The organism is Pseudomonas corrugata, from assembly GCF_050920615.1.
Taxonomy (GTDB): Bacteria; Pseudomonadota; Gammaproteobacteria; order Pseudomonadales; family Pseudomonadaceae; genus Aquipseudomonas; species Aquipseudomonas corrugata.
Window position 1 is genome coordinate 2,002,117 of record NZ_CP130434.1, and the last position, 12,716, is coordinate 2,014,832.

General features: G+C 61.6%; 12 protein-coding genes. 8 read left to right on the forward strand and 4 right to left on the reverse strand.

The features are described 5' to 3' along the window. The first annotated feature begins 24 nt into the window (after window positions 1-24). Window positions 25-1,080 carry an AraC family transcriptional regulator gene (locus QZH45_RS09025; protein WP_080686229.1) on the forward strand — a complete coding sequence of 352 codons (1,056 nt, stop codon included), beginning with the start codon at window positions 25-27 and terminating at the stop codon, window positions 1,078-1,080. Here QZH45_RS09025 and QZH45_RS09030 read toward each other — a convergent pair. Beyond that, a complete protein-coding gene (locus QZH45_RS09030) occupies window positions 1,037-2,491 on the reverse strand; it encodes a TrkH family potassium uptake protein (RefSeq protein WP_024778622.1) in 1,455 nt (484 codons plus the stop codon). The two genes, QZH45_RS09025 and QZH45_RS09030, sit on opposite strands and share 44 nt — an antisense overlap. A gap of 164 nt (window positions 2,492-2,655) precedes the next feature. Between QZH45_RS09030 and QZH45_RS09035 the strand changes: the two genes are divergently transcribed. Then, window positions 2,656-3,222 (forward strand): NAD(P)H nitroreductase, encoded by a 567-nt coding sequence (locus tag QZH45_RS09035; RefSeq protein ID WP_024778623.1) that lies wholly within the window; start codon window positions 2,656-2,658, stop codon window positions 3,220-3,222. 190 nt (window positions 3,223-3,412) lie between these two features. On the opposite strand, the gene QZH45_RS09040 is transcribed toward QZH45_RS09035, so the two are convergent. The 3 genes from QZH45_RS09040 to phhA all read right to left on the reverse strand — a co-directional run bounded on the left by QZH45_RS09040 (window position 3,413) and on the right by phhA (window position 5,846). Continuing rightward, on the reverse strand, window positions 3,413-4,606 hold the full coding sequence (locus tag QZH45_RS09040) for an amino acid aminotransferase (RefSeq protein ID WP_024778624.1): 1,194 nt from the start codon (window positions 4,604-4,606) through the stop codon (window positions 3,413-3,415). Next, window positions 4,606-4,962 carry a 4a-hydroxytetrahydrobiopterin dehydratase gene (locus QZH45_RS09045; protein WP_003184087.1) on the reverse strand — a complete coding sequence of 119 codons (357 nt, stop codon included), beginning with the start codon at window positions 4,960-4,962 and terminating at the stop codon, window positions 4,606-4,608. The genes QZH45_RS09040 and QZH45_RS09045 overlap by 1 nt, the downstream gene beginning before the upstream one ends. Before the next feature lie 98 nt (window positions 4,963-5,060). Then, window positions 5,061-5,846 carry a phenylalanine 4-monooxygenase gene (phhA, locus tag QZH45_RS09050; protein WP_024778625.1) on the reverse strand — a complete coding sequence of 262 codons (786 nt, stop codon included), beginning with the start codon at window positions 5,844-5,846 and terminating at the stop codon, window positions 5,061-5,063. A gap of 290 nt (window positions 5,847-6,136) precedes the next feature. On the opposite strand from phhA, the gene QZH45_RS09055 reads away from it, so the two are divergent. The 6 genes from QZH45_RS09055 to flgJ all read left to right on the forward strand — a co-directional run bounded on the left by QZH45_RS09055 (window position 6,137) and on the right by flgJ (window position 12,710). Beyond that, complete coding sequence (locus QZH45_RS09055; RefSeq protein WP_024778626.1) at window positions 6,137-7,699, forward strand: sigma-54-dependent phenylalanine hydroxylase transcriptional regulator PhhR; 1,563 nt, start codon at window positions 6,137-6,139, stop codon at window positions 7,697-7,699. 256 nt (window positions 7,700-7,955) lie between these two features. Further along, entirely contained in the window at window positions 7,956-8,693 is a 738-nt protein-coding gene (locus QZH45_RS09060) for a flagellar basal body rod protein FlgF (RefSeq protein ID WP_024778627.1), read from the forward strand. 49 nt (window positions 8,694-8,742) lie between these two features. Further along, window positions 8,743-9,528 carry a flagellar basal-body rod protein FlgG gene (flgG, locus tag QZH45_RS09065; RefSeq protein WP_024778628.1) on the forward strand — a complete coding sequence of 262 codons (786 nt, stop codon included), beginning with the start codon at window positions 8,743-8,745 and terminating at the stop codon, window positions 9,526-9,528. A gap of 52 nt (window positions 9,529-9,580) precedes the next feature. After that, window positions 9,581-10,276, forward strand: a complete 696-nt coding sequence (gene flgH, locus QZH45_RS09070; RefSeq protein WP_024778629.1) for a flagellar basal body L-ring protein FlgH — start codon at window positions 9,581-9,583, stop codon at window positions 10,274-10,276. Between the two features lie 45 nt (window positions 10,277-10,321). Beyond that, window positions 10,322-11,407, forward strand: a complete 1,086-nt coding sequence (locus tag QZH45_RS09075; RefSeq protein WP_033034505.1) for a flagellar basal body P-ring protein FlgI — start codon at window positions 10,322-10,324, stop codon at window positions 11,405-11,407. Window positions 11,408-11,417: 10 nt separating this feature from the next. After that, window positions 11,418-12,710 carry a flagellar assembly peptidoglycan hydrolase FlgJ gene (gene flgJ, locus QZH45_RS09080; protein ID WP_055135394.1) on the forward strand — a complete coding sequence of 431 codons (1,293 nt, stop codon included), beginning with the start codon at window positions 11,418-11,420 and terminating at the stop codon, window positions 12,708-12,710. The last annotated feature ends 6 nt before the right edge of the window (window positions 12,711-12,716 follow it).

Consider the following 12,716-nt stretch of genomic DNA (forward strand, 5'->3'; position numbering starts at 1 on the left):
GGCTTGTCATGCAAGTGATACCTCATGGGTGAACGAACGACTTCTTCAAGCTGGGCGATGGGGATTGTCAAGGCGCTGGAAATGGACGGCCTGGATTGTCGTGTGCTGTTCAATCAGTTGGGACTGGACTTTGATGCGCTGGAAGATCCGGACGCCCGTTTCCCCCAGGACTCGATGACGCGGCTCTGGCAACTGGCGGTGGAGCTGTCGGGCAACCCGTCCATTGGCTTGAACATGGGCAAGGTAGTGCGCCCGGCGTCGTTCCATGTGGTCGGTTACGCCCTGATGTCCAGCCGGACGTTGATCGAAGGTTTCCAGCGATTGGTACGTTACCAGCGGATCATTGCCGAAAGTGCCGACTTGAGTATCCGCCAGTTGGATGGCAACTATGCCCTGATTCTGACGGTGCACGGAGATCATCTCCCAACTACCCGGCAAAGTACCGAGGCGTCTCTGGCTTGTGCGCTAAGCCTGTGCAACTGGCTGACCGGACGCACCTTGCATCCGGTGAAGGTGCTGTTCCAGGGGGCCGAACCGGTTGATCGTGCGCCTTACCAACAAGTGTTCTGTGCGCCGTTGGTGTTTGGTGCGCCCTTCGACGCGCTGGTCTTCAAGCGGGCCGACATGGAGGCACCGCTGCCCACGGCCAACGAGGCCATGGCGCAGCTCCACGATCGGTTTGCCGGTGAGTACCTGGCGCGTTTTTCGGAAAGCCGGGTGACCCACAAGGCGCGCCAGGTGTTGTGTCGGTTGTTGCCCCAGGGGGAACCCAAGCGTGACGTGGTGGCGAAGGCGCTGCATTTGTCACAGCGTACCTTGCAACGGCGCCTGCAGGAGGAGGGCACGAGTTTCCAGGCCCTGCTCGACGATACCCGTCGCGAACTGGCCGAGCAGTACCTGGCGCAGCCGGCCATGACCTTGCTGCAGATCGCCTATCTGTTGGGGTTCGCCGACCCGAGCAATTTTTTCCGCGCCTTTCGCCGCTGGTTCGATGTCACGCCCGGCGAGTATCGGGCGACGAGATTGGCCAAAGAGGTCAGTGACGCCAGAACGCCGGGATGCACAACACGAATACCGTGATGATCTCCAGTCGGCCCAACAGCATGCCACCGGACAGAATCCATTTGGCGGCATCCGGCAGTGGTGCGAAGTTGCCGGCCGGGCCAATGGTCTCACCCAGCCCCGGGCCGACGCCGGACACGGTGCTGGCCGCGCCGGTCAGCGCCGTCATCCACTCCACTCCCAGCAGCGACAGCAGCAGGGCGATCACGCAGATGGTGATGGCGAAAAAGAACGAGAACGTCAGGATCGAACGCACGATTTCTTCGTCGAGGCGGTGACCGTTGTATTTCTGCTTGATCACCGCACGTGGGTGAATCAGCTGCATGAGGTTGGCCCGGAGCAGGATATAGGCGACCTGGAAGCGAAAGATTTTGATCCCGCCGGCCGTCGATCCCGAGCAGCCGCCGACGAACCCCAGGTAGAAGAACAGCATCAGCGAGAAGTTGCCCCAGAGGCTGTAGTCCCCCAAGGCGAAACCGGAGGTGGTGACGATCGAGGTCACGTTCAGGGCCACGTGTCGCAGTGCGTCCAGCCAATGCAGGTCGGTGGTCGCCCAGTACCAGGTGCCGAGCACCAGCCAGGTCACCAGCAGCACGCCGATCAGGCCCTGGACCTGTTGGTCCCTGATCAGCGCCCGGCGGTTGCCTCGCAGCATCGAGACGTACAGCGCGAACGGCAGGCTGCCGAGGATCATGATGACGATGACGACCCAGTGCACCGCCGGCTCGGTCCATTTGGCCAGGGACAGGTCCGAGGTGGAGAAACCGCCGGTCGAGATGGCCGACATCGAATGGTTGACCGCATCGAACGGGCTCATCCCGGCCCACCAGAGGGCCAGGGTGCCGAGAATGGTGATGCCGACATAGGACGCCACGATCAGCCGTGCAACCATGTGGGAGCGAGGCATGACCTTTTCCGAACGGTCCGAGGATTCGGTCTGGAACAGGCGCATGCCACCAATGCGCAACAGCGGCAGGATCGCCACCGCCATGCCGATGAAGCCGATCCCGCCGAGCCAGTGCAGCAGCGAGCGCCACATCAGGATGCCCGGTGACATGGTGTCGAGGCCGCTCAGGACTGTGGCACCGGTGGCCGTGATTCCGGACATGCTTTCAAAGAACGAGTCCGTGTAGCTGATGTGCTGGGTCAGCAGGAACGGCAACGCGGCAAAGATGCACACCACCAGCCAACTGCTGACCGTCAGCAGATACATGTCTCGCGGGCGCAGGTGCACGTGCTCGGGGCGTCCGGGCAGCACCAGAGCCAGGCCGGCGACGAAGGTGATCATGCTGGACCAGAGGAACGAAGGCAGATCCCCGGTGCGCTCGAAGATCAGCAGGGTGGCCATGGGCACGACCATGAAGATCGCCAGGGTGATCAGGAATATGCCGATGATGAAGCCAATGATCCGCAGGGTCGGCAACGCCATGAAGTCCGCTCGGGCTGAAAGGGAAGGGCGCCATTCTACCGACGGCTCGCGGCATGTAAACCGCGCCCGGCGCGACTGGCCTGTGCATCGTCTGCTAATTTGCGCTAACGAACTTGCCGTACAGAACACTAGAATAGCCAGACATTTTTTCAGGGAGGTGGCCGATGCAGGCTCTCGATGCTTTGCTCAACCGTGTTTCCGTTCCACGCCTGGTGGAACCGGCACCCACGCCTGAACAACGGGAAATCATGTTCGCCGCGGCGATGCGCGCTCCCGATCATGGCCAGTTGCGGCCCTGGCGTTTTCTGACGGTTGAAGGGCAGGCTCGTTATCGCATGGGCGAACTGCTGGCCGACGCGGCGCGATTCAATGATCCGCTGGTGTCCGAGGCGGTTGTGGAAAAGGCCCTCAATGGTCCGCTGCGGGCGCCGTTGGTCGTGGTGGTGGTCGCACGTTTGCAGGACCATTTCAAAGTCCCGAAAGCCGAGCAATTGCTGGCGGCCGGCTGCGCTGCCCACGGGATCCTGCTGGCGGCCTATGCCCTGGGTGTTGGCGGAGTGTGGCGTACGGGTGAACTGGCGTACTCGCCGCACGTGGCCAAGGGGCTGGGTCTTGACGTGGGGGAAGAGGTGATCGGTTTCCTGTACCTGGGCACACCGCAGAAAGAAGCGCGGACGGCACCGAAGGAAGACATTGCTGAATTCGTTCGCGAGTGGACTGGGTTGCAGTGATGGAATGACGAGCTTTTGTGGCGAGGGGATTTATCCCCGCTGGGCTGCACAGCAGCCCCCAAACTGCCTACATCAGAAGTAATCTGACACACCGCAGGGACTGATTTTGGGGCTGCTTCGCAGCCCAATGGGGATAAATCCCCTCGCCACAGACAAAGCCTTTCCCCACAGGGTTATGCAGGTACAGCAGTTATTTGCAAACGTCCGCAATCGCCTCGGCCAGCCGGTCCAGGCGAGTCGCATCGATGCCGGCCACGTTGGCCCGCCCCGTGCCGACCATGTACACGCTGTGCCGCTCACGCAATTGCTTGACCTGCTCGGGCGCCAGGCCGGTGTAGGAGAACATGCCGCGTTGCACCCCGATATGGGAGAAGCGCTCCCGCAGGCCGTGGGGTTCGAGGGCGTCCAGCAGGCCACTGCGTAGCTGGGCGATGCGCAGGCGCATGGCTTCCACTTCGTCGGCCCACAGACGCTTGAGTTCCGGAGTACCCAGGATCGTCGCCACCACCGCTGCGCCATGATCCGGCGGTGTCGACCACAGGTTGCGGGCGATGTTGGCCAGTTGGCTGCGGATGTCCACCAGCTTGTCGGCGTCGCGGGCGCAGACGATCAACGCACCGGTGCGATCGCAGTACAAGCCGAAGTTCTTCGAGCAGGAACTGGTGATCAACACCTCGGGCAATGCCTGGGCGAACAACCGGACTGCCCAGGCATCCTGTTCCAGGCCGTCGCCGAAGCCCTGGTAGGCGAAGTCGATCAGCGGCAACAGCTCACGACTGCGCACCACCTCCAGTACCTGGCGCCATTGATCCTGGGACAGGTCGAAACCGGTAGGGTTGTGGCAGCACGCGTGCAGCAGCACCACGTCACCCTTTGGTGCCTGGCTGAGGGTTGCCAGCATCGCCTCGAAATCCAGGCGATTGTCGCTGCCCACGTAGGGGTAGTGGCTGGCCTTGACGCCCGCGGTGGCGAAAATGGTTTCGTGGATTGGCCAGGTCGGGTTGCTCAACCATACGCCACGGCCTGGCAGGCACTGTGCAATGAAATCGGCACTCAGGCGCAGGGCGCCGGTGCCGCCCGGGGTCTGGGTGGCACCGGCGCGTTGTTCGGCGATCTGCCGGGCGTCGGCACCCAGGACGAGCGCAGTGATCAACCGCCCGAAAGTGGCGTCGCCATGCCCGCCGATGTAGGTCTTGGTGGTCTGATGATCCACCAGCCGTCGCTCGGCCTGCTTCACCGATTCGAGAATCGGCGTCAGGCCCTGGGCGTCTTTATAGACGCCCACACCCAAGTCGAACTTGTTCGGGTTGCTGTCCGCACCATAGGCCTCCATCAGGCCGAGGATCGGGTCGCCGGGCACCCGGCCGATGGCGTCGAAATGCATTACTTGCGGCCCTCGGCGGTCTTGGCCACGTCATCGGTGCGGGCGGCCATGATGAAGTCGTTGCGGTGCAGGCCCTTGATGGAGTGGCTCCACCAGGTCACGGTGACTTTGCCCCACTCAGTGAGCAGGCCTGGGTGATGGCCTTCGGCCTCGGAGATTTCACCAACGGCGTTGGTGAATGCCAGGGCGTGCTTGAAATTCTTGAACAGGAAAACCTTTTCCAACTGCATCACGCCGTCGCGCACTTCGATGTTCCAGTCCGGGATCTGCTTGATCAGTACCGGCAGTTCTTCGTCGCTGACCTGTGGGGCGTCGGCACGGCAGGCTTCGCAATGGGCTTGGTTCAGAGTGTTCATGGTGTGTTCCTGGATCGAATTGGGTAGAACGTCGATGCACCCACGCTAAAGCAAAGCCGTGCAGTGCAACAGACTCACTTGGGATCAAAAAACGCCATTCAGGCGGCTTTCGGCGGAAATTTTGGTGTGTGCAGGCCCAGTTCCCGACCGCGCTTGACCATGCCCATGATGTCTTCATGGGCCAGGTCGAACAGACGCTTGAGCTCTGGCAGGACGAAATACACCGGTTGCAGGATGTCGATGCGATACGGCGTGCGCATGGCCTCCAGCGGATCGAAGGCCTGGTGCTCCGGCTCGTCCGACAGGCAGTACACGGTTTCCTTGGGTGAAGACAGGATGCCGCCACCGTAGATGCGTCGGCCCTGCGCTGTTTCCACCAGCCCGAACTCGATGGTCATCCAGTACAGGCGCGCCAGGTAGACACGCTCTTCCTTGGACGCCTGCAGGCCGAGCTTGCCATAGGTGTGGGTGAATTCGGCGAACCAAGGGTTGGTCAGCAGCGGGCAGTGGCCGAAGATCTCGTGGAAAATGTCCGGCTCTTGCAGGTAGTCCAGTTCTTCCCGGGTGCGAATGAAGGTCGCCACCGGAAACTGTTTGCTGGCGAGCAATTCGAAGAAGGTCTGGAAGGGGATCAATGCGGGTACCCGGGCAACTTGCCAACCCGTGGTTGCACCCAGCACCTTGTTGATTTCGCCCAACTGCGGAATGCGGTCGTGGGGCAGGCCAAGCTTGTCGATGCCGTCCAGGTATTCCTGGCACGCACGGCCTTCAATGACTTTCAGCTGGCGGGTGATCAGCGTATTCCACACCGCATGTTCTTCGGCGGGGTAGTGGATAAAACCTAGCGCATCGGGCTCACGGGCCACGTACTGCGTCTGCTTCATGCTGCTCTCCTGCTGATTTCCCTCGAGGGGAAGACTGTTTGTTGTTATGTCCAGCGATGTATTAGAGATAACCCGAAGTTTTCGTAGGTGCAGCAGGGCGGTGCAGGTGTGTCCGAGGTAATAGAGGTTATTTCGTAAACTTTTCGTTACGATCGCCCTTGAGATCCAGTCGTGCCTGGATTTTTCTATGGGAATTTGCCTGGAGTCGTCACATAATCTTTACAAGAATTTGCGTCGCTCGGTAAAAAAACGGGTGACAAAGAGCAGTCACCGAACCCTTGGGTCTTTTTATGCGCATCAAAGTCCACTGCCAGAATCGCATCGGCATCCTGCGGGACATCCTCAACCTGCTGGTGGAGTACGGCATCAACGTCGCCCGGGGCGAAGTTGGTGGCGAGCACGGTAATGCGATCTACCTGCACTGCCCGAACCTGATCAACATTCAATTCCAGGCGTTGCGTCCGAAATTCGAAGGTATCGCCGGCGTGTTCGGCGTCAAGCGGGTAGGGCTGATGCCCAGCGAGCGTCGGCACATGGAGCTCAATGCGTTGCTCGGCGCCCTGGAGTTTCCAGTGTTGTCCATCGACATGGGCGGTTCCATCGTCGCCGCGAACCGGGCGGCCGCTCAGTTGCTCGGGGTGCGGGTGGACGAGGTACCGGGAATTCCGCTGTCGCGCTACGCCGAGGATTTCGATTTGCCGGAACTGGTGCGAGCCAACCAGTCGCGCATCAACGGGCTGCGGGTCAAGGTCAAGGGCGATGTGTTCCTGGCCGACATCGCCCCGTTGCAATCGGAGCATGACGACAGCGAGGCCATGGCTGGTGCGGTGTTGACGCTGCATCGGGCCGACCGGGTCGGTGAGCGCATCTATAACGTGCGCAAGCAGGAGTTGCGTGGCTTCGACAGCATCTTCCAGAGTTCGAAAGTGATGGCTGCGGTGGTCCGCGAAGCCCGGCGCATGGCCCCGCTGGACGCGCCGCTACTGATTGAAGGCGAAACCGGCACCGGCAAGGAATTGCTGGCCCGGGCCTGCCACCTGGCGAGCCCGCGCGGGCAGTCGCCACTGATGGCGCTTAACTGTGCCGGGCTGCCGGAGTCCATGGCCGAGACGGAACTGTTCGGCTACGGTCCCGGCGCCTTCGAAGGCGCCCGTGCCGAAGGCAAGCTGGGGCTGCTGGAGTTGACGGCTGGCGGTACCTTGTTTCTCGACGGGGTGGGGGAAATGAGCCCACGCCTGCAGGTGAAGTTGCTGCGCTTCTTGCAGGACGGTTGCTTCCGGCGGGTCGGCAGCGATGAAGAGGTATACCTGGATGTCCGGGTGATTTGCGCGACCCAGGTGGATTTGTCCGAACTCTGTGCCCGGGGGGAGTTTCGCCAGGACCTGTATCACCGCTTGAACGTCTTGTCCTTGCACATTCCGCCGCTGCGCGAGTGCCTCGATGGCCTCGCGCCGCTGGTGGAGCACTTCCTCGACCAGGCCAGTCGCCAGATCGGCTGTGCGCTGCCGAAACTGGCCACGGCGGCGATGGACCGCCTCAGTCATTACCATTGGCCGGGCAATGTCCGGCAACTGGAGAACGTGCTGTTCCAGGCCGTTTCCCTGTGTGACGGTGGGACGGTGAAGGCCGAGCATATCCGTCTGCCGGACTATGGTGTGCGCCAGCCCCTGGGTGACTTTTCACTGGACGGCGGGCTGGACGAGATTGTCGGGCGATTCGAGAAGGCGGTGCTGGAACGGCTCTATTCCGAGCACCCCAGCAGCCGGCAACTTGGCAAGCGGTTGGGGGTGTCCCATACCACCATTGCCAATAAGTTGCGCGAGTATGAGGTGGGTAAAGAGCCTGGGATGTAATCCGTTACCTGTGGCGAGGGGATAAATCCCCTCGCCACAGGTAACGGCGGGTCTGCCCCACGGTAATCCTTTGCCTTTGAGCGGCATGACACCGCCGGTTTTTCGTCTTCGATACATTTCATTTTTCCCCGCAAAATTCTGCAAGCCCTTTGTTTGCCGGGCCAGGAGCCGCCAGAAAAAAAGTTGGTCTGCAAATTGCTTAAGGCTGTGCAACACAGCAGTGGGCGGCAAACGTCCGGCATGCAGAGGAACGACAGTGGACAAGTACCTTTATGTGGCAATGACCGGCGCCAGCCAGAACGCACTGGCGCAGCGGGCCCATGCCAACAACCTGGCGAACATCTCCACCAATGGTTTTCAGAAAGACCTGGAGCAGGCGCGCTCGATGCCGGTGTTCGGCGACAGCTTTCCGGCGCGGGCGTTTGCAATGTCCGAGCGGCCTGCCACCGATTTCACCCCGGGTGCGCTGGTGGAAACCGGTCGCGACCTCGACGTGGCGGTCAGTGGGCCGGGCTGGATGGCCGTGCAGAACCCCGACGGCGGTGAAAGCTACGTGCGCACCGGCAGTCTCAACGTTGACGCCCTGGGCGTGCTGCGGGCCGGCAATGGCATGCCGGTGATGGGCAATGGCGGTCCTATTGCCGTGCCGCCGGAGCAGAAAATCGAAATCGGCCAGGACGGCACCATCAGTATCCGTGCCATGGGCGAGGGCCCGCGCGTGATGGCTGAAGTGGACCGTATCAAGCTGGTCAACCCGGACCTCAAGAACATGACCAAGGGCCTGGACGGTTCTATCCGTACCAAGGATGGCCAGCCGGCACCGATCGACGCCAGCGTGCAATTGGTGTCGGGCTTCCAGGAAGCGAGCAACGTCAATGCTGTGGACGAGATGACTTCGGTGCTGGCCCTGGCCAAGCAATTCGAGCTTCACGTGAAAATGATGAACACCGCCAAAGAAGGCGACGAGGCCATGGCTCGGGTCTTGCAGATCTAACCATTAATTAAAGCGTCGCGCCGAAAATCAGGCGTACGAGGAGAATCGAATGCTTCCGGCTCTGTGGGTTGCCAAAACAGGTCTGTCCGCCCAGGACACCAACCTGACTACCATTTCCAACAACCTGGCGAACGTCTCGACCACGGGTTTCAAACGTGATCGTGCCGAATTCCAGGACTTGCTGTACCAGGTCAAGCGTCAACCGGGTGCCCAGTCGACCCAGGACAGCGAACTGCCGTCGGGCCTGCAAGTCGGTACCGGTGTGCGCATTGTCGGTACCCAGAAAAACTTCACCGCCGGCAGCCTGCAAACCACCGAGCAGCCGCTGGACATGGCCATCGACGGTCGCGGTTTCTTCCAGATCCTGCAACCGGACGGCACCACGTCCTACACCCGTGACGGTACGTTCCACCTGGACTCCAATGGCCAGATCGTCAACGCCAGCGGTTTTGCCCTGGAACCGGCCATCATCATCCCGAACGATGCCCAGACCTTCACCGTGGGCCGCGACGGGACCGTGTCCATCACCGTGGCGGGCAACCCGGCCGCTCAGGTGATCGGCAACCTGCAGACCGCCGACTTCATCAACCCGGCCGGCCTGCAAGCGGTGGGTAACAACCTGTTCCTGGAAACCGCTGCCAGTGGTGCGCCGCAAATCGGCACCCCGGGTTTGAATGGTTTCGGCACCACGCTGCAGAACACCCTTGAAACGTCCAACGTGAGCACCGTTGAGGAGATGGTCAACATGATCACCACCCAGCGCGCCTACGAGATGAACTCCAAGGTGATCTCCACTGCCGACCAGATGCTTTCGTTCGTTACGCAGAATCTGTAATCACTTCTATAGGGCGGCCTCAGGGTCGCCTGCAACACCGAGAGGTAGGGTCATGAAACGCTTTGTATCTGTTCTGGCATTGAGTGGGGTCACCGCGCTCGCCGGCTGTGTCGCGCCTACGCCAAGGCCCAATGACCCGTACTACGCCCCGGTGTTGCCGCGCACGCCGCTGCCGGCCGCTGCCAACAATGGCTCGATCTACCAGGCCGGTTTCGAGCAGAACCTGTACAGCGACCGCAAGGCATTCAGGGTCGGTGACATCATCACCATCACCCTGAACGAGCGGACCCAGGCGAGCAAGAACGCTAACTCCCAGGTGGACAAAACCAGCAATACCAGTGTCGGCCTCACTTCGTTGTTCGGCTCCAGCCTGACCACCAACAACCCCATTGGCAGCAATGACCTGAGCCTCAACGCCGGTTATGGCTCCGACCGGGCCACCAAGGGCGACAGCAAGTCCGGCCAGAGCAACAGCCTGACCGGCTCCATCACCGTGACCGTCGCCGACGTATTGCCCAACGGCATCATCGTCGTGCGTGGCGAGAAGTGGCTGACCCTCAACACCGGTGACGAGCTGGTGCGCATCGCCGGCATGGTTCGCGCCGACGACATCGCTACCGATAACACCGTTTCTTCCACCCGTGTGGCGGATGCGCGCATCACCTACTCGGGTACCGGTGCCTTCGCCGATGCGAGTCAGCCGGGCTGGTTCGACCGTTTCTTCCTCAGCCCGAAGTTCCCTTTCTAGGTGGTCCAGTTGAATCTTAAGCGGTTGAACCTCAAACAGCTGTTGATGGGTGTGTTGGTGATGTCGGCAGCCTTCACCGCTCAAGCCGAGCGTCTGAAGGACATCGCCAGTATTTCCGGCGTGCGTTCCAACCAGTTGATCGGCTACGGCCTGGTCGTGGGCCTGAACGGTACCGGTGACCAGACTACCCAGACCCCGTTCACCCTGCAGACCTTCAACAACATGTTGTCGCAGTTCGGCATCAAGGTGCCGCCAGGCTCGGGCAACGTCCAGTTGAAAAACGTCGCGGCGGTGTCCATCAATGCCGATCTGCCGGCGTTCGCCAAGCCCGGCCAGCAGGTGGATGTCACGGTTTCGTCCATTGGTAACTCCAAGAGCCTGCGCGGCGGTACGCTGCTGATGACGCCGCTCAAGGGTATCGACGGCAACGTCTACGCCATCGCCCAGGGCAATCTGGTGGTGGGCGGTTTCGATGCCGAAGGACGCGACGGTTCGAAGATTACCGTCAACGTTCCGTCGGCCGGCCGTATCCCTGGCGGTGCGTCGGTGGAACGTGCGGTGCCGAGCGGTTTCAACCAGGGCAACAGCCTGACACTGAACCTCAACCGCTCCGACTTCACCACCGCCAAGCGCATCGTCGACAAGATCAACGACATGCTCGGCCCAGGCGTGGCTCAGGCCATTGACGGTGGCTCGATCCGCGTCACCGCGCCCCTGGATCCGAGCCAGCGGGTCGACTACCTGTCGATCCTGGAAAACCTCGAGGTCGACCCGGGCCAGGCGGTGGCGAAAGTCATCATCAACTCGCGCACCGGCACCATCGTGATTGGCCAGAACGTCAAGGTTTCGCCGGCCGCCGTGACCCACGGCAGCCTGACCGTGACCATCACCGAAGACCCGATCGTGAGCCAGCCGGGCCCGCTGTCCAACGGTCAGACTGCCGTCGTGCCCCGTTCGCGGGTCAATGCCGAACAGGAAGCCAAGCCGATGTTCAAGTTCGGCCCGGGCACCACTCTGGATGAAATTGTCCGGGCAGTGAACCAGGTCGGCGCGGCACCGGGCGACCTGATGGCGATTCTCGAAGCCTTGAAACAGGCCGGCGCGTTGCAAGCCGACCTGATCGTGATTTGAGGAGCGGGCCATGGATATGCGCAAGGGCGCTTTGATCAGTGGGGACTCGGGCTCCTACTCGGACCTGAACCGCCTGAACCAACTCAAGGTTGGCGACAAGAACAGCGATGGCAACCTGCGTAAGGTGGCCCAGGAATTCGAGTCGCTGTTCCTCGGCGAAATGCTCAAGTCCATGCGTTCCGCCACCGAGGCATTGGGCAAGGACAACCCAATGAATACGCCTGAAGCCAAGCAGTATCAGGAAATGTACGACCAGCAGTTGGCCGTTTCCATGTCTCGCGAGGGTGGCGGTATCGGCCTGGCCGATGTCCTGCTGCGCCAGATGTCCAAGAACAAGCCGCTGGCGCCGGGCGAAGCAGCCGCTGCGTCGGCTGCCAAGCAGCAAGAGGCGCTGGACAAGGTCAAGGCGGTGCCCACCCCGGTGGCTGCCGGAACATTGCCCACCAACGGGCCATTGTCGCGCCTCAGCGGCCAGCGTCCGCTCTGGGCTTCGCGGGCCGTCAGCGCACCGCAAGGGGCGGGCGAGGGCAGTCATCGAAACGACATGGAGCTGCTCAACCAGCGTCGACTGGCCTTGCCGCCGAAACTGGCCGACCGTCTGTTGGCCGGGCTGGTGCCGTCGGCTATCAATGCGCCGGTCCAGAACATCCGCTCGGATCGCGCTGTCAGCGCCACCCAGTCCACCTCCGGCGAAATGGCCAATGGCGACTGGCTGGCCGCGCTCAAGGCCTCCGGGTCGAGTGGGGACATGCAGGTCTATGGTCGCGCCGTGGCACAACCACCACTGGCGCCGGCCCGCAAGGCCTTCCGGGATGCCGACGAATTCGTCAACGCCATGTTGCCCATGGCCAAGGAAGCGGCGGCCCGCATCGGCATCGATCCGCGATACCTGGTGGCTCAGGCGGCCCTGGAAACCGGCTGGGGCAAGTCGGTCATGCGCCAACCCGATGGCAGCAGCAGCCACAACCTGTTCGGCATCAAGGCCAGCCAGAACTGGAAGGGCGATTCGGCGCGGGCAATCACCAGTGAGTTCCGCAATGGCGAGATGGTCAAGGAGACGGCCGAGTTCCGTTCCTACGCCTCGTATCGCGACAGCTTCCATGACTTGGTCAATCTGCTGCAAAGCAACAGTCGCTATCAAGCTGTGCTGAAGTCGGCCGATAACCCGGAACAGTTTGTACGCGAGTTGCAAAAGGCCGGTTACGCCACCGACCCGCACTACGCCAGCAAGATTTCGCATATAGCCCGGCAGATGACCAGTTCCCAGAACTACGCATCCGCAGGCGCCACCACGACTTTATAAGGTCTG

Coding starts and splice junctions, on each gene's coding strand:
- QZH45_RS09025 (WP_080686229.1), top strand. CDS start 25: ATGGGTGAACGAACGACTTCTTCAAGCTGGGCGATGGGGATTGTCAAG.
- QZH45_RS09030 (WP_024778622.1), bottom strand. CDS start 2,491: ATGGCGTTGCCGACCCTGCGGATCATTGGCTTCATCATCGGCATATTC.
- QZH45_RS09035 (WP_024778623.1), top strand. CDS start 2,656: ATGCAGGCTCTCGATGCTTTGCTCAACCGTGTTTCCGTTCCACGCCTG.
- QZH45_RS09040 (WP_024778624.1), bottom strand. CDS start 4,606: ATGCATTTCGACGCCATCGGCCGGGTGCCCGGCGACCCGATCCTCGGC.
- QZH45_RS09045 (WP_003184087.1), bottom strand. CDS start 4,962: ATGAACACTCTGAACCAAGCCCATTGCGAAGCCTGCCGTGCCGACGCC.
- phhA (WP_024778625.1), bottom strand. CDS start 5,846: ATGAAGCAGACGCAGTACGTGGCCCGTGAGCCCGATGCGCTAGGTTTT.
- QZH45_RS09055 (WP_024778626.1), top strand. CDS start 6,137: ATGCGCATCAAAGTCCACTGCCAGAATCGCATCGGCATCCTGCGGGAC.
- flgG (WP_024778628.1), top strand. CDS start 8,743: ATGCTTCCGGCTCTGTGGGTTGCCAAAACAGGTCTGTCCGCCCAGGAC.
- flgH (WP_024778629.1), top strand. CDS start 9,581: ATGAAACGCTTTGTATCTGTTCTGGCATTGAGTGGGGTCACCGCGCTC.
- QZH45_RS09075 (WP_033034505.1), top strand. CDS start 10,322: ATGGGTGTGTTGGTGATGTCGGCAGCCTTCACCGCTCAAGCCGAGCGT.
- flgJ (WP_055135394.1), top strand. CDS start 11,418: ATGGATATGCGCAAGGGCGCTTTGATCAGTGGGGACTCGGGCTCCTAC.